The 17,979-nt window shown below is 49.9% G+C and carries 14 protein-coding genes, 5 tRNA genes and 1 pseudogene; 6 read left to right on the top strand and 14 right to left on the bottom strand.

The features are described 5' to 3' along the window. Positions 1-1,815, bottom strand: a complete 1,815-nt coding sequence (locus DFR27_RS10275) for a M2 family metallopeptidase (protein WP_121877381.1) — start codon at positions 1,813-1,815, stop codon at positions 1-3. A 342-nt stretch (positions 1,816-2,157) separates the two neighbouring features. Here DFR27_RS10275 and DFR27_RS10270 point away from each other — a divergent pair, with 342 nt between their 5' ends. After that, positions 2,158-3,297, top strand: coding sequence for an S-(hydroxymethyl)glutathione dehydrogenase/class III alcohol dehydrogenase (locus DFR27_RS10270; RefSeq protein WP_121877380.1), 1,140 nt, complete (start codon positions 2,158-2,160; stop codon positions 3,295-3,297). Positions 3,298-3,320: 23 nt separating this feature from the next. Next, a complete protein-coding gene (gene fghA, locus DFR27_RS10265) occupies positions 3,321-4,175 on the top strand; it encodes an S-formylglutathione hydrolase (protein WP_245962652.1) in 855 nt (284 codons plus the stop codon). A gap of 23 nt (positions 4,176-4,198) precedes the next feature. Here the strand turns inward: fghA and DFR27_RS10260 are convergent, their stop codons facing one another. From DFR27_RS10260 to DFR27_RS10235, 6 genes are all read right to left on the bottom strand, one after another. After that, a complete protein-coding gene (locus DFR27_RS10260) occupies positions 4,199-5,362 on the bottom strand; it encodes an ABC transporter permease (protein ID WP_121877379.1) in 1,164 nt (387 codons plus the stop codon). Then, positions 5,359-6,465: an ABC transporter permease gene (locus tag DFR27_RS10255; protein WP_170150841.1), complete on the bottom strand. Its 1,107-nt coding sequence runs from the start codon at positions 6,463-6,465 to the stop codon at positions 5,359-5,361. The genes DFR27_RS10260 and DFR27_RS10255 overlap by 4 nt, the downstream gene beginning before the upstream one ends. A 2-nt stretch (positions 6,466-6,467) precedes the next feature. Further along, positions 6,468-7,463 carry an HlyD family secretion protein gene (locus DFR27_RS10250; protein ID WP_121877377.1) on the bottom strand — a complete coding sequence of 332 codons (996 nt, stop codon included), beginning with the start codon at positions 7,461-7,463 and terminating at the stop codon, positions 6,468-6,470. Next, positions 7,460-8,785, bottom strand: a complete 1,326-nt coding sequence (locus tag DFR27_RS10245; protein ID WP_121877376.1) for a TolC family protein — start codon at positions 8,783-8,785, stop codon at positions 7,460-7,462. Before DFR27_RS10245 ends, DFR27_RS10250 begins: the two co-directional genes overlap by 4 nt. A gap of 225 nt (positions 8,786-9,010) precedes the next feature. Next, positions 9,011-9,988, bottom strand: a complete 978-nt coding sequence (locus tag DFR27_RS10240) for an alpha/beta hydrolase (RefSeq protein WP_245962651.1) — start codon at positions 9,986-9,988, stop codon at positions 9,011-9,013. A 213-nt stretch (positions 9,989-10,201) separates the two neighbouring features. Next, on the bottom strand, positions 10,202-10,897 hold the full coding sequence (locus DFR27_RS10235) for an OmpW/AlkL family protein (RefSeq protein ID WP_121877375.1): 696 nt from the start codon (positions 10,895-10,897) through the stop codon (positions 10,202-10,204). A gap of 303 nt (positions 10,898-11,200) precedes the next feature. Here DFR27_RS10235 and DFR27_RS10230 point away from each other — a divergent pair, with 303 nt between their 5' ends. Beyond that, entirely contained in the window at positions 11,201-11,551 is a 351-nt protein-coding gene (locus DFR27_RS10230) for a hypothetical protein (protein ID WP_147434536.1), read from the top strand. Between the two features lie 255 nt (positions 11,552-11,806). Here the strand turns inward: DFR27_RS10230 and DFR27_RS10225 are convergent, their stop codons facing one another. Then, positions 11,807-14,080, bottom strand: coding sequence for a TonB-dependent receptor (locus tag DFR27_RS10225; protein ID WP_121877373.1), 2,274 nt, complete (start codon positions 14,078-14,080; stop codon positions 11,807-11,809). Positions 14,081-14,297: 217 nt separating this feature from the next. Between DFR27_RS10225 and DFR27_RS10220 the strand changes: the two genes are divergently transcribed. Beyond that, the gene (locus tag DFR27_RS10220) at positions 14,298-16,097 is read left to right on the top strand and encodes a tetratricopeptide repeat-containing sulfotransferase family protein (protein ID WP_121877372.1); all 1,800 of its coding nucleotides are present in this window, start codon (positions 14,298-14,300) and stop codon (positions 16,095-16,097) included. A gap of 110 nt (positions 16,098-16,207) precedes the next feature. On the opposite strand, the gene DFR27_RS10215 is transcribed toward DFR27_RS10220, so the two are convergent. Further along, on the bottom strand, positions 16,208-16,393 hold the full coding sequence (locus DFR27_RS10215) for a hypothetical protein (protein WP_147434535.1): 186 nt from the start codon (positions 16,391-16,393) through the stop codon (positions 16,208-16,210). A gap of 182 nt (positions 16,394-16,575) precedes the next feature. Between DFR27_RS10215 and DFR27_RS12775 the strand changes: the two are divergent. Both DFR27_RS12775 and DFR27_RS10205 read left to right on the top strand, forming a co-directional pair. Beyond that, positions 16,576-16,710, top strand: a pseudogene (locus DFR27_RS12775) (type II toxin-antitoxin system RelE/ParE family toxin); the annotation flags it as partial. A 10-nt stretch (positions 16,711-16,720) separates the two neighbouring features. Further along, positions 16,721-17,038, top strand: a complete 318-nt coding sequence (locus tag DFR27_RS10205) for a HigA family addiction module antitoxin (RefSeq protein ID WP_121877370.1) — start codon at positions 16,721-16,723, stop codon at positions 17,036-17,038. Between the two features lie 324 nt (positions 17,039-17,362). Here the strand turns inward: DFR27_RS10205 and DFR27_RS10200 are convergent. The 5 genes from DFR27_RS10200 to DFR27_RS10180 all read right to left on the bottom strand — a co-directional run bounded on the left by DFR27_RS10200 (position 17,363) and on the right by DFR27_RS10180 (position 17,978). Then, positions 17,363-17,438: transfer RNA gene (locus tag DFR27_RS10200), tRNA-Glu, on the bottom strand. 114 nt (positions 17,439-17,552) lie between these two features. After that, positions 17,553-17,628, bottom strand: a tRNA-Gly gene (locus DFR27_RS10195). 4 nt (positions 17,629-17,632) lie between these two features. Beyond that, a tRNA-Glu gene (locus DFR27_RS10190) sits at positions 17,633-17,708 on the bottom strand. A 114-nt stretch (positions 17,709-17,822) separates the two neighbouring features. Continuing rightward, positions 17,823-17,898: transfer RNA gene (locus tag DFR27_RS10185), tRNA-Gly, on the bottom strand. Positions 17,899-17,902: 4 nt separating this feature from the next. Next, positions 17,903-17,978 (bottom strand) — tRNA-Glu (locus DFR27_RS10180). Position 17,979 lies beyond the last annotated feature (1 nt).

Here is a 17,979-nt window from a genome sequence, read left to right as displayed (position 1 = left end):
CTACCAGCCACAACTGCGGCCCGCGTTTTGCTCATCTAACCAGTCTTTGAGTGGTTGGAAGTACTCAATTACCGCGGTAGCATCCATCTGTCCAGATTCGTCGATGGTGGCAAGCGCTTCCTGCCACGGGCGGCTTTGACCCATTTCCATCATTTGCATTAGCTTATCACCAGCTTCTTTGTTGTCGTAAATTGAACAGCGATGAAGCGGTCCCTCAAATCCAGATGCCTCGCACAACTGACGATGCAACTGGAACTGAAGAATATGTGCTAAGAAGTAGCGAGAATATGGCGTATTACCAGGGATATGGTATTTCGCGCCCGGATCAAAATCCGTGTCAGCCCGTTCAACCGGTGACTGCACGCCCTGATACTGTTCTCTGAGCTGCCACCAGCCATCGTTATAAGTCTCCGGCGTTAATTCGCCGCTGAATACCTGCCAACGCCATTTATCAACCATTAGCCCAAACGGTAAGAACGCTACTTTGTCTAAGGCCATTCGCATTAAATAGGGTAGATCTCCCGACGCATCAGGCTCCTCATCAATCAGACCAATGGCCTTTAGGTAACTAGGTGTGATGGATAGCGCTACGGTATCGCCAAGCGCCTCATGAAAACCATCGTTGGCGCTACCTCTATAAAGCATGGGCTGAGTAAGATTATAGGCACGCTGATAGTAATTGTGACCGAGTTCGTGATGGATAGTTTGGAAGTCTTCGGCATTAACCTGAATACACATCTTAATGCGATAATCTTCGGTAGTAACATCCCAGGCACTCGCGTGACAAACGGAGTTACGCCCTACGGGTTTTACAAACTGTGAATTAGTCCAGAAGGTATCCGGTAAAGCCTCAATTCCTAAGGAACTGAAAAAACTCTCGGCCTGTTCAACCATCTGTACTTCACTATAACCTTCGGCAACTAAGCGCGCGGTAACATCCACACTCGAGCCACCTTCGGGTGCCACGCTATCGTATATATTCCCCCATTGCTGGGCCCACATATTACCAAGTAAATGGGCTGGAATGGCTTGGTCATTTGCCACCACATCCGAACCGTATTGCTCGCTCAAGCTTTCGCGAACGTGGCAGTGAAGCGCTTCGTAAAGCGGTTTAACCTGTTCCCAGACACGATCCATCTCTGCCGCAAACTCGTCCGCGGACATATCGTATTTAGAGCGCCACATCGCGCCCACATCCGTGAAGCCCAAATCCTGAGCACCTAAGTTAGCAATCTCAACAAGGCGGGTGTAGTCAGCCTTCATTTGCGGTGATACTTTGCGCCAATCAATCCACGCCTGCAGCATTTCTTCTGGATCTGAAGATTCCGCAAGCACATTCGAAAGCGCGATCAAGTCATGTTGTGCGCCATCGGCATCGTATCCGGCACCGTACATTCCACCTAGCCGACTCTCAATACTCGCCAGTTCAGCTGCAAGCTCCGGTTGAGCAACCGGTGCGGGTAGTGTGAGACCTAAACGCAGTAAATTAAGTTTGCGCTGTGTGTCTTCCGGTAAGTCCATACCGTTAAATTGCGCGGCGCCATTAGCCAACTCAATACCCAACACTTTGAATTGCTCATTGGCCAGGGATTCTAAATATTGGGTGTCTTCGGTGATATAGGTTTGAGCAACCCAAGAAGCCTTCGCCGTGTACTCGTATAAATCCTCGATTCTCTGCTCTGCGTCTAGCACGTATGCTTGCGCATCTTCAGCGGTTTTGGGCGCCTCTTCTTGCGATTTCGAGCACCCGCTCAGCGCTGTCGTCACCGCAGCAGCGATCATCAAGCGATTAAATAATATTGTGGTCTTGGCCATCTTGGTTTCCTTTGTAATCATTATCGTGACTCTACATTAATGGGACTCTCCGATCTTCGCAACCCCAACGGTCTGCGTGACGAGGTTACCAGCGCCCCTTTTTTGCCGTCGTTCAAGACAGCCATTCAGTCTCCTTGATACGGCTCAATGTGATCGTTTCTGAGTATCATCCACAAGCTGCTAAAGTTACTTTCAAGCGAAAAACCAATTAGAGTAGACCAACTTAGGAATTTCAACCTGACAACAGGCTGGGTAGCGTTACTGACCTAACAGCGCCATGTCGCAAAGCAATCCAGTAATGTTTGACTGGGTGCAGCACGTAATAACTAACGAGGATCAATCATGTCAGACCAATTTATTAAATCTCGAGCGGCCGTCGCTTGGGCAGCTGGTGAACCATTATCCATTGAAGAAGTTGATGTCATGCGCCCGCGTGCGGGCGAAGTCATGGTTCAGATTGTCGCCTCTGGCGTTTGTCATACGGATGCCTTCACCCTATCAGGTGACGATCCAGAGGGTGTTTTCCCAGCAATTATGGGCCATGAAGGTGGCGGCATTGTGGTTGAAATTGGCGAAGGGGTAACGAGTGTTGCGGTAGGAGATCATGTTATTCCGCTTTATACCGCGGAGTGCGGGGAGTGTAAATTTTGTACCTCTGGAAAAACCAATCTCTGCCAAGCCGTTCGGGAGACTCAAGGAAAAGGCTTAATGCCAGACGGTACCACCCGCTTCTACAAAGATGGTCAGCCCATCTATCACTACATGGGATGCTCAACATTTTCTGAATATACGGTACTCCCCGAGATTTCCCTTGCCGTTGTTAACCCTGAAGCACCACTTGAAGAAGTTTGCCTACTGGGTTGTGGGGTTACCACGGGTATGGGTGCGGTGTTGAATACTGCCAAAGTTGAGACCGGTGACACCGTTGCCATATTCGGCCTGGGGGGTATTGGCCTCTCTGCCATTATTGGTGCGCGAATGGCTGGTGCTAAACGCATCATCGGTATTGATATTAACGAGTCAAAGTTTGACCTTGCAAAAAAACTGGGGGCGACCGACTGCATCAACCCCAAGGACTACGATCGCCCAATTCAGGAGGTGATTGTCGAGTTGACCGATGGCGGCGTTGATTACTCCTTCGAGTGTATCGGTAACGTTGATATTATGCGTTCGGCGCTGGAGTGCTGCCACAAGGGTTGGGGGGAATCCATTATCATTGGTGTAGCAGGAGCAGGACAAGAGATATCAACTCGTCCTTTTCAACTGGTGACAGGTCGTGTTTGGCGCGGCACCGCATTTGGTGGCGTTAAAGGCCGTAGTGAGCTTCCGGGCATTGTGGAACAGTACCTCTCAGGCGAGTTCGCGCTAGATGATTTCATCACTCATACACTGCCGCTTGACGGTATCAACGAGGCTTTCGAACTAATGCATGAAGGTAAAAGTATCCGCAGTGTGATTCACTTTAACCACTCGCCTAAATGAATGGGCCACGTTTGGAGGAAGTAATGATGACTCAGCTCACGCAGCGCTCGCAGACTAAAGTATTTGAGGGTCTACATGCGCAATATAGCCACAACTCGGCTGCGCTCAACTGCACCATGCAGTTTGCGATATTTCTACCGCCAGCTGCGAGTAAAGAGACGCCTGTACCAGTTCTATACTGGCTTTCCGGGCTGACCTGTACCGACGAAAACTTCATGCAGAAAGCGGGCGCTCTAAAGCTCGCCGCTGAACTGGGGATTGCAATTGTAGCCCCAGATACTAGCCCACGCGGTGATGATATCCCCGATGACCCGGACCAAGCCTACGACTTCGGTAAAGGCGCGGGGTTCTATCTGAATGCTACCCAAGCACCATGGCATGAACATTATCACATGTACGATTATGTAGTGGATGAACTACCAAAGATTATCGAAGCCGAGTTCCCAGTCACTACCAGCAAGTCAATCTCGGGACACAGTATGGGCGGCCACGGTTCGCTAACTATTGCTCTCAAAAATCCCCAGAGCTATTGCTCGGTATCCGCGCTGGCGCCCATCGCAAACCCTTCCAACGGCCTCTGGGGCCAGAAGGCCTTCACTAACTATCTGGGATCAGATCGTTCCGCTTGGCATGAATATGATGCCACCGAACTCATTAAAGAGCGCGGCTACGATAAGCCAATTTTGGCGGATGTGGGCACTGCAGATAGTTTTGAAACGGAAGAATTACATTCGCAGACATTCTTAGAGGCCGCCGAAGCAGCTGGCGTTTCCATCGAGTTCAACTTCCGCGAAGGTTACGACCACGGCTTCTACTTTGTCGCCAGCTTCATTGAAAATCACCTACATTTTCATGCCAAACACCTCTTCGCAACCTAGCACTGTCTCTCCGTGCAAATCCGCTAAAGGTCTTCGGTCGCCATGCCTGTGCGTGGCATCGAAGTTCGTTGTCTTGCAGCCAGCCAGTAATCTACCAAGGCGGTGACCACCGCAATCATGCTCAAAATAATGAGCTCACTACTTACTGATAGGAGTGGTGCGTTATACAAGTGGATTTGCAAAAAATACTGGATGCCTGTGGTGGCAGGTACGGCACTCATTAGGAGATGCCACCAATCAGGAATTGATTCAACTGGCCAAATGAAACCAGCGCTGAATACCAGCGGCAATGAAGACATAATGACAACTACCACTACAATTTGCGGGTGGGGGATGAGCCGCCCAAGCAGCTGCCCCAGCAAAAGCGTTGCCACGAAGAACACGCCTAAGAATGCAACAACGCCAATTCTGAATGGCGATATCGGCACATGGTAGAGCGGTAGTAGCACATAGAAATACAGCAGCGACAGTAGCAAGAATACGCTCAGAAAGGCGGTTAGCCGAGCTGAACTCTCACGCCACCAGCTTTGTTGATAGCGGTCTCGGGCCACACCTCTTTGCCGTTGCACCCAAGTCATCGTGGCCATGCCCATTAAAGCTAGTTGATGGAGAATGAGGAGAAAAACGGCTGGAATCACATAGTTCCGATAGCCCAACTGAGGATTGAAGGCGTTTACTAGCGCAAGTTCGAAAGGCGCCGAAGTATTATTCACCACCGAGGGTGACCCCCTAAGCTGAATTAACTCACTAATCTCATTATTAAGCGCTCCCACCGCTCCCATTACCCCCTCTGCTTGCGTGGCGTAGAGTAAGTAGTAGGCGCCATCGCCGCCCATTGCTAACGTGCTACTGGAGCGCCGAAGTAACGTTCGGTTAAAATCCTTTGGAATAATGAGGTAGCCGCGCACCGCTTGGGCTGCCACTAGATCTTGAGCCACTAATTCGCTGCTAACCGTTCGATCTACCGCAACCTGAGGCGTGGCATCAATCATCCGCAGCAAACGTCTAGAGGCTACCGACTGATCAAGGTCTACCGCGGCCATTGGTATATCAGTAGGTAGTTGATGCTGATAAGGTAGCGGATAGAGAATAGCGTAGCCGACGGCGGCGATAAAAACCGTCATGCGAGTATTTTCATGCGCTATCAAAGCGCGTAACTCAAAAATAATATGCCGCCACCAACTCATGAATGCTGACCTCGATAGACGGAATAATAAAGTGCAAACGGCAAGCCAATAATGACCAGCTGACAGCCCAATGCCAGTAATGGGTTAACGCTGATCACCCCATAATTCGCCAGCGCTAACATCAACTCCGAGGATTGCGCCGCCGGAAGAATATCACGCCACCATAGCGCCAGACTTGGCATATCACTAGTGGGAAAGGTGACGCCTAAGAAGGCAAAACTTGGCGCGGTAATGGCTCCAGTCAAACTGGCCGCCTTGGCAGGGTCCGCCGGGACCAGTAAGCAAATAGACCAACCTAGTGCCTGGCAGGTCATAACGAATAGCAGGCTAATGGCCATCATGGTTAGCCAAGACCCAAACATCGGGTAGGCAAAAAATTGAAATAGAATGATTGCGGCGATCAAACCTTGAAGTAAAAACCACGGTAGAAGACGGAGCTGGCGCTTAATCATTACCCTGAGAGTGTTACCTTTCGCCATCCACCCCATGTCACTGGCGGATAGTCCCTTCGGCCGTTGGGTAAAATCTACAACGGTGGTGATGGCTATTAGGATTTGCCAAATAGCGAGGAATATTGCTGGAAGTAGAAACTGGCCATAACTCCCTGAACGGTTGTAGAGCGAACTGAGTTGAACCTGAACGGGTGCCGCAGCAAATACGGCATCGGTTGGGGAAAGTGTAAGCCCCAGAGTCTGAACACCGCGATTTATTGCCTGATCTACACCAAGAACCGACGCCACCGAAGAGCGTATTACCTTAGCGATAAGCACCAATTGTCCATTCACAACTGCTCGGATAACCGGCTGTCTGCGAGTCATAATATCTTTGCCAAAGTGGCTGGGAACCATCACTAAGCCGTACACTTCGCCCGCCTTCATTGCCACTTCGGCCTCTCGCGCCGAGTGATAGGAAAATAGTGTAATAGACGGCGACGCATCGAGCTGTCGAAAGAGTGAGCGCGAGGCCGATGAGTGATCATTGTCCACCCAGGCAACGGGGACATCCCGCACCACCTGTGCTTTGAATATCACGCTTAGCGCAAAGAAGAGCACAAGCGGAGCAACAATGAGCAACCACCAAGTTGTGACGCGAATTGACTGCAAGTCTATTGACCCTTTGCAACGCCAAGATGAACTAACACACTCATTCCTGCGCGAAGGTTTTCTAATTCACCTACCGGTTCAAGCTCAACTTCGAAGGTTCTCATATCATAACCCTGACGACTATCGGTAGCTCTCCACGTGGCATAGTCACCCATTACAGCAACATGAGAAACACTGAATTCTTGCCGTGTAAGCCCTAGCGCTGGGATATCGGCGCTTACTGTGGCGCCACGAACGAACTGACTCAGTTGATCTTCTCGTACCGCAACAACTGCGTAGGCGGTGCTCATGTCTATTAAGGTAACCACGGGGAAGCCGGGTGGAACGATTTCTCCAGGGCGCATAATGACTTCACTCACTTCACCCTGCATCCAACTATAAATTCGCGTATCGGCTTGAAAGGCACTGACTTCGGCAACGGCTGCATCGGCCATCGACAGCTCGGCTCTTGCGGCATCGACTATTTCTTCACGCGTCCCCTCCTGCACCATGTCGTAAAATGCCGCTGCTGAAGTGGCTGTAAGCTGGGCTGCTTGCCACTGCGCATGAGCCTCGTCACGCAGTTGCAGCGCAACTACACCACTGTCATAAAGAGACTGAATTCGGAGGTAGGTGTTATGAAAGAGTTCCTCAGCAACCTTTGATTTCTCCCACTGCTCGCGCGCGATCGCCACTTCCTGCTCACGAGCACCAACCTCCGCTTGGCGAGCTAACGCACCAACTGCATCTCGGCCAGCTTCCGCTTGCTGCATTTTCGCGTCCAACTCTGGACTGACAATCGTGAAGATAAGGTCATCTACTGAAATAGGCTGCCCCTTCTCCACATGCACCGAACCAATTCGGCCAGGGACCTTTGAGCTAACAATGAATTCACGCGCCTCAATGTGTCCTTGGAGGATGGTCTCCTCAGGCTCTAAAAAGCTCCAGATACTCCGTAATACCAACAACAGAACTAATGCTGTAGCAACAACCACGAATGCTTTTAACGGCTTGCTCATCGTGAGCCTCCACTATTGAGAATAAACTGATCAATCGATGAACTTAACGCACAGAGTTGCGCATACTGAAAAACGAAGGCATAGGCCGCTGCGGCACGACGCATTTCCACTACTGTTTTGTAGGTGGTGGCATCAACGAGGTCTCGACTAGTACCCAAGCCCTCTCTAAAAGCCTTCTCTCTAAGCTTGATATTTTCAGCTGCTAACTCAAGGGCCGTTGCCAAGCGATGGTACTCAAGTTGTGCCTGTTGCGCCTGCTCATAGGCGTGATTGACCAGCAGTTGCAAGTCAGTGCGTGTTTGACGAGATAAATTTTGCACCTCTAACTGCACATTATGCGCAGCCTGAACCCGAGCAGATCGGCCACTATTGCTAATCAAAGGTACTGAAACGCCCACACCCACTTGCCAATCTGGTGTGATATCAGCAAGTAAGCTATCACCTTCGTAGGCTTGATAATCGCCAAATAAAAATACGGTTGGCGCGTACTCGCTCTTCTGAAGGTCAATCGCAGCGCCACTTTGAGCGAGCTTTGCATCCAGAACGCTCAATCCCGGAAACGTATTCAGTGTGGTTTCAACGTAGTGAGCAACCGGCGCCAACTCGACATCAATGAAAAGATGAGATTGGAGATTAATAAGATTGCTGTTAATTAACTGATGAAGGGCCAATTCGGCCATCGTTACTTGGCTTTGCGCGCGAGCCAACGCTACCTTCGCGTCATCCAAGGCTACTAATGCCTGAAGCGTCTCTACGCGAGCTATCTGACCCTGCTGTTCCAGCAGGGCTGCTGCATCGGCATGTGCTTGAATACTCGTGACAACTTGCTCTTGCAGAAGTTGATTATGGCGCGCCAATTGAAGGCCATAATAGCGCTCAACCAAAACACCAAAACGTTCGGAGACCTTGAGCTGAAATTCGGCGCGAGACTCATCATACTGGGAGTTAATGATGTCTTGCGAGGCCGAGATTTTGCCACCCGTGTAAATAGGCCACATAGCTTGCAGCGAAACCGTAGAAAGATTGTCATCAGTGAAGTCTGTAACAGTTGGTATGCCAATTAGACCCGGCAGCGAAGTAATTGCTCCGGGTGCCGAGGCGAGCGGCTCAAGGTCAAGAATGTCCAACTGAATTGGGTCTGCCATTTGCACATAGGCCATATTCAGGTCTAGCCGTGGCCAGTTTAGGTCGTCAGCCACTTCGCTCAGATTAGTTCGGCTATCGAGCTTAGCTCGCTCTGCCGCCAAGACGCCATCGTTAGCCAGAACTTCTTGCCATGCAGCGCTAAACGATTGCGCTGACGCACTCGGCGCCCAGAGCATCCCAACAAAGACCGAAGCGATACCAACCGTCCGACTAAAAGTACCCGTAGCCCTCAAGGTAGTGATAGTGAATACCCCACGTTAAATTGAATAAATTGCATAGTCTATTATTTCAGTATAGACCGTTAATTTACTCACTTGCGAGATATTTTTAGCAGTGCCAAGTGCTCAATTGAGCAAAGTTCCATGCGCGCCGCCATTCAGTTATCCACTTAGGCCTTATCCTTACTGTCCGTGTAAGTGACGTTGGAACCACGCTAAGGCTGCACTTCGGCTGCTTTCTAGGTTGTCGCCGTGATACATGTCGTAATGGCCACCGGGGAAGGTTACATACTCCGCCGTTGCTTTTTGCTTAACCGCCTCGAATAACAACACACCATTGAACTGACGATCAAACATGGTCTCATTCTCAGCATCAATCACCAGCGTTGGCGTGGCCAGATGGTTTACATAGGGCAGCAAATCAAAGCGTTTTAGTGCCGCCCAGTCTGGAAAACCAGCTAAGGAGGGGTCAATTCGACTTACTTGGCCAGGAAAAGGGGGTAGCTCACCACGCGCTGTAAGCGTCTCTAACTGCCACATTCCCTCTGCAGGCAAAGCCTGAAGATTATGTGCATAATTAACTGGCCCCATTTGACTGACAAAGGCTTTCACTCTGGGATCGGTTGCCGCAGGTATTAGCCCTAGCCCACCGCCCATACTGGTTCCCCAAACACCTAAATTATTAGGCATAACCTGAGCTTCACCCCCCAGAAAGTAGAGCGCTGCTCGGACATCGGCCGACATCGAGTAGGGGTCAATGATGCCTCGTACATGCTGCGCTGCCAAACTTAACGTCTGTGTTTCATCCGCGGCTCCCATGACTTCCGTAGCTACCAGCGGACCGTCGCTTTCGCCCCACCCCTTGAAGTCAAAGGTTAAAACCACAAAGCCTTCGGCTGCAATCGCTTCGGCGTAATTGCGGCCGACGTTAGATTTATTGCCTCCCCAACCCGCAATCATCAAAATGCCGGGCAAACGCTGCCCTTCGACGATAGATTTCGGGGTATAGACATCCCCCGCTAGGCGAACACCTTCGCTCCAAATCGTCACGGCACGCTTATCCACATCGCTAGCGTGAGAGATTGATACAACCCCAATTATTGCCGCCGCTATGGCGATAATAAGAGTACGGGCGAGTAGCGAGAGGTTACGAACTGACATAGAAGCTTCCTTGTTTTTGTTATTAGTGCGCCGCTGGAAAACGAATCAACATCCAGCGGCTCTATATAGCCACCCTAACATGTCACATCAGTGACTATTGTCACCTTTGAGTCAGCATTAGCGGACATAAAAAAACCTAATACGCGGACGTATTAGGCTTTCTGATTACTCCCCTCTCTGAGCGAAGCGTTAGACTATTTGCATTAACCCCGTTTAGAAACGGTAACCAACATTCAGGCGGTAAACCCAAGGATCAATGTCAGCGCTAACCGCTACTGTCCCAGAGGGCTCCAGTTCGATGGTTGCGTCCGCTTCAATTTGAGCCAACATTGCACTCGCGTTTACAAACCATGAATCATTAATGTAGTAATCCAGACCAAACTGCACCGCAACACCAAAGGAGTCATCTAGATCTAAGCTTGCACCTGTTGCACCCAGCGCCGCTTCGAAAGCCGGGTCCACCTCTTGCGAGAAAAATGTGGTGTAGTTGAGACCCAAGCCTACATAGGGCTGCCACGACGAATCGCTGTGCCCCATGAAGTAGTACTGCGCAGAAACCGTTGGTGGTAGGTGCTTAGTGGTACCTACTGGCGCACCATCCAGAGCGCCGCCATCTATTGAGATATCATGCTCGAAGGGGGTTGCCGCCAAGACTTCGATCCCCCACTGAGAATTGAACATATAGGTACCACTAATCCCAAACTGGCTGTTATCGCCAACGTCAATGGCATTCGCCGTGCCAGCCAAACTTGTTCCATCCAGCGTGGGGACTCCGGAGTCGACATCAGGCTGAACTGAAGCGATACCGGCGCGAATTAAAATGTCGCCGCCATTTAGCTGAGCTGCCTCGGCATTTGCCAAAACTAGTGCCGAACTGCCAATCGTCACTGCAAGTAGTAGTTTGTTCATAGGTGATTACCTCTGATCTTGTTAGAAACACTAATCAGCTTCCACGCTGAATAAATAACAGACTGACTATAGTTTCACACTGTTAGTTGCGCAAAATATCTATTTATCGGCGGCTTCATTATAACCACACTATTTGTAAGGTCAATTTGTTTGATCGCTGTTGTGGCGGCTATTTTTTGATGATCTAGGCGGTGGCGGTGGCGGTGGCGGTTCAGAGCTTGCGCTTGTTTCATTCTGCTATTAAGGTTAATGAGGAGCCACGAAGGTGGTGGTCTAAGTTTCAACCAATGCAGGATGCATATTATGAAAAGATTTTCCGTAATACTTACTCTAGTGTGTGGTGTATCTATGGGCTGCTCAATGACGCCTCAGTATGCCGTTCAACAATTAGATGCCTCAACATTTAGTGTCACATCGCCTTTCACTTCGATGCCAACTGAGCTCGAGCGTTTCACCGAAAACGCCAATTTGGTTGCTAACAATTACTGCCTAACTCAGCAGTCAGCTATGTCAGTAACAGACACTGTTACGCAAACAACCACATCAAGCTCCGGTAGTCACGCAAGTTGCGGCGCCTCTGCCTGCCCGAGTGGTATGTCAAGCTACGAACTTGCTCGTGTACGAGTTGAGTTTAGCTGCAGCGAAAGTGCCTAACAGCATCGATCTCAACGACTGCTAAGACACTATCAATGAGTTAGAAAAGAGCGGGATGAATATTCACCCCGCTCTTTTTTTAGCTGTTGATAGTTAACACGCCCAATCGTTGCACAGCGAATACCCCGGAGCAGCAATGTTAGGTATTCATTGCACCGCAAGGATTGAAAGGTGCTGTTGATCACAAGACCGTTCCACAGGCGAAAAAAAGCCCCAGTTCTAGGAACTAGGGCTCTTGGGGTATAAACCTACTACTTAGAAGTTGTAGTTAACACTTACACCAGCCGTACGTGGGTTACTCCAGTTAGCCTGAAGACTCGCAATTGACGGACGCTCACTTGGATTAAATACCACAACGCGGTTTAGCTGCGCTTCGTTTTCCAAGTTCATCACATAGCCCTGCACTTCCCAGCTCGCATCAGGCGAAGCCCAGATCAAACGAAGATCTGTGCGAGTGAAGGAATCCTGCTTTGCTCCCTCTACGTTAATGTCATAAGCGTAGTAGTCACCTGAGTAATAGGTTTGTGCGTAAGGCGTAAGCGTACCCATATCGCCTAAATAGATATCATAGCTTGCCTGCAAACCTAAGGTCAGCTCAGGAGCCAGCGCCGGACGGAAACCCTCTAGATTGAGCAATGATGCTGGATCATTAAGATCCTGACGACCACCCATGTTACCCAGACCTTGTACTTTAGATACTTCGTACTTGCCAAATTCAGCCTGCATGATGGACAGGGAGCCAGAGAGACTCAACTGATCAGTTGGATTCCAGCTTAGCTCAGCTTCAAAGCCCATACTGTCAAGTTCGCCACCATTCTCAGTGTACTCGGTTACACCGGTGCCCTGAACAACGAATGACTGCGCCTGCATATCACGGTACTGATTGAGATAAACCGCAGCGTTGAAGACCATGGTGCGATCTAACCAAGTTGACTTATAACCCACTTCCCAAGCCGTCACAGTCTCTGGCTCATAGGTAAGTGGTACAACAGGATCTACGAAGTTAATACCACCCGCGCGATAGCCTGTGGAGACTTGGCCATAGAGCATTTGATCATCATTAAGATCGTGCTCAACCGCAGCCTTGTAAAGGATGTCGTTCCAATCACCTTTACTACCCTGTCCCTTCATTGGAACTGGCGGCCAAACACTCCAGTCAAGCGGATCACGTTGTTGCTTGGTATCTTCCGCGTAACGAATACCACCCACCAAGCGAGTTGCTTCGCTCATGTGTAAAGTACCGTTAGCAAATACGCCAAGGGACGTACTCACATAGTCGCCTTGATTATCCCAATGAGGCACTGCGGTAACATCACCTACACGCTCTAACCAGTTCCAACCAGCAGCCTGCTCGAAGTAATAAGCACCACCTAACCACTCGAAGGTATCATTTGCTGGCGACGTGAATTGAATCTCGTGGGAGAAAGTATCTTGATCAGAGTTCCAACCCACAAAACCGGAATCAGTCAAGCTACCGCCGTCGCTGTAGTCAGGGTCGTAAGTCTGAGATCCCTCAAAATTAGTTTGGTTACCGGTGTATTTAATGACCACCCAATCCGCATCCCACTCCGCCTGAACGGTAAAGAATGAGCTTTCCAAGTCAACACTAGAAGCCATGTTACGGGAAACCTTCCAAGGCCCCTGATCAGTTGCTGCCGTGGCATCAGCTGGCAAGTATTGGTGCCCAGCTAAGAAGTTTCCGTTGTCATAGGCACCAATTTGCTGGTAACCCCAAATTGCTGAGCCATTACCTTCTTGAGTGCCTTGACCTGCACGGACAATAACATCTAAAGACTCAGTTGGCTGCCAACGTAGGCTAGCTCGGAAGTACTTGTTATCAGCGTCGTTAAGATCATCACTTGGACCATCAACGTAGGTATTTTCAATGTAGCCGTCACGCTGATCCATTAAACCGGCTAGACGAACAGCTAGCGTATCAGAGATAGGAAGATTAACCGCACCTTCCACCTTACGACGGTCATAGGTACCCGCAAGTGCTTGAACGTAGCCGCTAACTTCATCGAATTCTGGCGCACGAGTATGGATGTTAATCGTTCCACCGAAAGTATTTCGACCATAAAGTGTTCCCTGCGGGCCACGAAGCACTTCAATTCGCTCTAGGTCAACATAGGATCCAAGTGCCTGTGTTGTGGTGGGGACGTACACGCCGTCCTCAAATATACCCACAACCTGCTCGGCTTCTGAACCTACGTTATTGGTTCGCGTTCCACGAATTGCCAATCGAACTTCACTGCCCGACTGTCCGTAACTCATGCCTGGAACCAAATTCTCAATTCGACTTACGTCTTCAATTCCACCCTTAGCAATATCGTCAGCGCCCAGTGCTGTTACAGCAACTGAGACACTCTGAATATCCTGTGATCGCTTCGTTGCCGTGACGATGATTTCTTCGACCTGACGATTATTAGCAGATTCTTGCTCCGTAGCCTCAGTCTCCTGTTGAGCTACCACCGAGCCCGACAGGGCTAACGACACCCCTAAATAAAGTGCATTGCGTTTTACTTCCATTGTTTCGCTCTCCAGATGTTTATTTTTTTGTTGTCTTGACACCTTCCTCAAATATAAAACCAAATGTACTTCGAATGCAAAGTTTTTTACTTCGAATGCAATGAGTTGCGAATGAGCGATAAGCTTGAAACATGAGAGCGAGGACAAACTGATTGATTGCCGAGTAAGAATACGCGTAACATCGATATCTAAAAATTAATGGCTACTGGTAGTAATAATGCAAAACGATGCCCTTCGAAATACCCAACGACTTCTCTCAATAGGCAATACCGTGGAAGCTATTGAGTCATTAGAGGCTAGTATTTGTAGCGAAAATCCGGATCACCATGCGCTTGAACTTCTAGGTGGATTACTGCTCAATTCAGGCCAGATTACCAAAGCTCAGCGCTACTTGAGTTCAGTTCAAGCCGCTGATATAAAATCGGCTAATCTCGCTAGAATGGCCGGCTACTGTGCCGTTCAATTCGGCGAGGCTGCGCAAGCCATCAGCTATTACCGCATTGCTAGCGAAATGCTTCCCGAAGACCTTGATATTCAAGTAGAATTTGCAACGGCACTGCGTATTGGCGGTAAATTCGGCTGGGCCAAGCAACAACTCCAAAGTCTGCTTGATAGAGCGCCTGATAATACCCTAGTGTTAGATGAAGCCGGCTGGCTGGCGTTAGCTCAAGGAAAATATAGAGCCGCGGCGCAGGCATTTACCAAGAGCATTTCAGCTGAAGGCCCAACAGAGCAGCGGCTCAATGGCATCATCCGTGCTTATATTGAAATCAATGACCTTAAACATGCGGGAGACCTGTTGCTCAAAGCCCGCCAAGAGTACCCGCAGAGCACCGACCTGCTCCACCTCGAAGCAGTGCTACTGACTAAGCTGAAGGAGTTTGCAGCGGCATATGATTGCTACCAAGCAATTCTGGCTGCTACGCCGGATAAACGAGACAGTCAACTTAACTTGGGCGTACTCGCGGCAAAGCGCGGGGAGCTGGAATTCGCCGAAACATTGTTCACGCGGATTATTGACACAAACCCGGCTGACTTTGAAGCTTGGTATCAACTCGCGTCCCTAGATCAGAATCGTCTTGGTACGGAATTGCTTAACCGCTTCGAGCAGCACTGTGCGCCGTTTCAAGGTTCAGCAAGATACTGGTTTGTTTGCGCCAAACTGCAGCATCAGAGCGCTGACTATTCGGCCTCATTTTCCAGCACCCAGCGCGCTCGTGAGCTCCAACTTATCGACGAAGGCTGTGAAGTTTCATTTCCTCGGCAGTACAACCTTAGTGACTTCACCTCCTCAAACGAGCAGACCAAACCATCGATCATTTTCGTCACCGGAATGCCTCGTAGCGGTACTACCCTCACACAACGTATCATTTCTCAGCACGAGCGTTGTATTGCGCTAGGTGAAACGGGTGTTATTCAAAAGCTCATTGCCGAGCTAAACCTGGACCCCAGTGCACCACAAGCCTACCTAGGAACTCTTAGCGGCCTGCAGAAGCAGCGCATAGCTGACAACTTGCGCCAAGATTTATTGCCTGGAGATGGCGCTGTTGCCGTTGAACACACACCCATTAACGTGTTCTACATCCCTATTATTGCGGAATTACTCCCGGAAGCTAGGTTTGTGATTTGCGAACGCGAGCGCATCGATAACTGCTTGTCTATCTATCAGCAGTCGCTCTCTCGTGAGTATCGCTTCGCCAACTCGCCCGCCGTACTCGCTGAGGTTTGGGAGGACTGTCATCGGCTGACGCGACAGCTATGCGATGCTTGGCGCGAACGAGTCTACTGTGTTCAGTATGAACAGTTGGTGCAGGCGCCCGAAACGATAATCCCTGAGCTACTCAACGCCCTAAATCTCCCATTCGATGGGGCCTGTTTAATGCCTGAAAGTGGCTCAGACTGGGTCCACTCGCCCAACCTTCGACAGGCACGGCGCGCAATCCATTGCGAGTCTGTGGACAAACGATCACGATACGGCTCAGCCATTCATCCGTTTCTGGCTGAACTAGCTCAATAGAACGGACTGACTATTACCCCGTCCTGTAGGGGTACACTGAATTTGGTCGTTTACGCTCCTGAGTGTGCCTGTCCATGTCGTGGGCTCTGAAATCGGCGACAGGCTACTGATCAAAGTGCCTGTCCTGTTTCCTTCTCGAAATAACGACGAACACGATTTCCATCACCACGTCCTTCGAGCACCACGTTTCCGCGCGGGTCGACGGCAAGGGTTTCTTGGAAGTAGTTGGTCAGTTCGCCGTTGGTATCGGTGGAAAGCAGCAAGGTATTCGTCATCATAACGAATTGCCGTAGCATGATACCCGTGCTATCGTGCCCCAATGATTGTATCGTTCAAAAACAAAGCCACCGAAGATATCTTCAATGGTAACGCTTCTAAAGCGGCCAGAAAGGCTTGCCCACAAGCACTATGGAAGGTGGCCTCGAGGAAACTTGATCAACTCGACTCGGTATACGCACTCGACTAGCTCAAAGTTCCTCCAGGTAATCGGCTAGAAGCGTTATCGGGAAGCCGTTCTGGGCAACACAGTATCCGTATCAATCAGCAGTTTCGTATTTGCTTTAAATGGGGAGTAAATGGCCCGTTTGAAGTAGAGATAACAGATTATCACTAGAGGTGACAATATGGTTCGCATTCCAACTAACAGAGTTCCGACGCATCCGGGTGAAATGCTGCTTCATGAGTTCTTAGTTCCGATGGAAATTACCCAGCGCGAACTTGCAGACGCTATTCATGTGCCTTACCAGCGTGTAAATGAACTTGTGAATCAGCGAAGAGGCGTAACCCCTAGCACTGCGTTGCGCCTTGCACGATTTTTCAACGTGTCAGCCGATTTTTGGCTTAACCTGCAAGTACGCTGGGATTTATACAAGGTTCAGCAAGCAGAACATGATGAATTACAAGCCATCGAGGATTTCCATCAATTTCAGAAAATGGCGTGAGCTTGGGGCCTTCGATCAGAACAAAAAAATAGCCCAACCAAACGGTTGAGCTATTTCTAAAATATGGCATCCCCAAGGGGAGTCGAACCCCTGTTACCGCCGTGCATTGAGCGCGCGGTGGCCACTGCCACTCACGGTATTGACAGTATCCAAACGAAAAAAAAGCCCAACCAAACGGTTGAGCTTCTTTAATATGGCGTCCCCAAGGGGAGTCGAACCCCTGTTACCGCCGTGCATTGAGCGCGCGGTGGCCACTGCCACTCACGGTATTGGCAGTATCCAAACGAAAAAAAAGCCCAACCAAACGGTTGAGCTTCTTTAATATGGCGTCCCCAAGGGGAGTCGAACCCCTGTTACCGCCGTGAAAGGGCGGTGTCCTAGGCCTCTAGACGATGGGGACTTAGGACGATTTCTTACGAAACCTAGTGGCATATTTCAATGCCGTTAAACAATTTCTTGCTTAACTTACTTCCCCTAGAGCAAGTGTTCTATCTTTGGGCCAACAAAGATAAATTGGAGCGGGAAACGAGATTCGAACTCGCGACCCCGACCTTGGCAAGGTCGTGCTCTACCAACTGAGCTATTCCCGCAATATGGCGTCCCCAAGGGGAGTCGAACCCCTGTTACCGCCGTGAAAGGGCGGTGTCCTAGGCCTCTAGACGATGGGGACTTAGGACGATTTCTTACGAAACCTAGTGGCATATTTCAATGCCGTTAAACAATTTCTTGCTTAACTCACTTCCCCTAGAGGAAGTGTTCTATCTTTGGGCCAACAAAGATAAATTGGAGCGGGAAACGAGATTCGAACTCGCGACCCCGACCTTGGCAAGGTCGTGCTCTACCAACTGAGCTATTCCCGCAATATGGCGTCCCCAAGGGGAGTCGAACCCCTGTTACCGCCGTGAAAGGGCGGTGTCCTAGGCCTCTAGACGATGGGGACA

The sequence above is a fragment of the Umboniibacter marinipuniceus genome, assembly GCF_003688415.1.
Classification (GTDB): Bacteria; Pseudomonadota; Gammaproteobacteria; order Pseudomonadales; family DSM-25080; genus Umboniibacter; species Umboniibacter marinipuniceus.
Note: the sequence above shows the minus strand (reverse complement) of the source record. Positions and strands in the feature narration are given on the sequence as shown.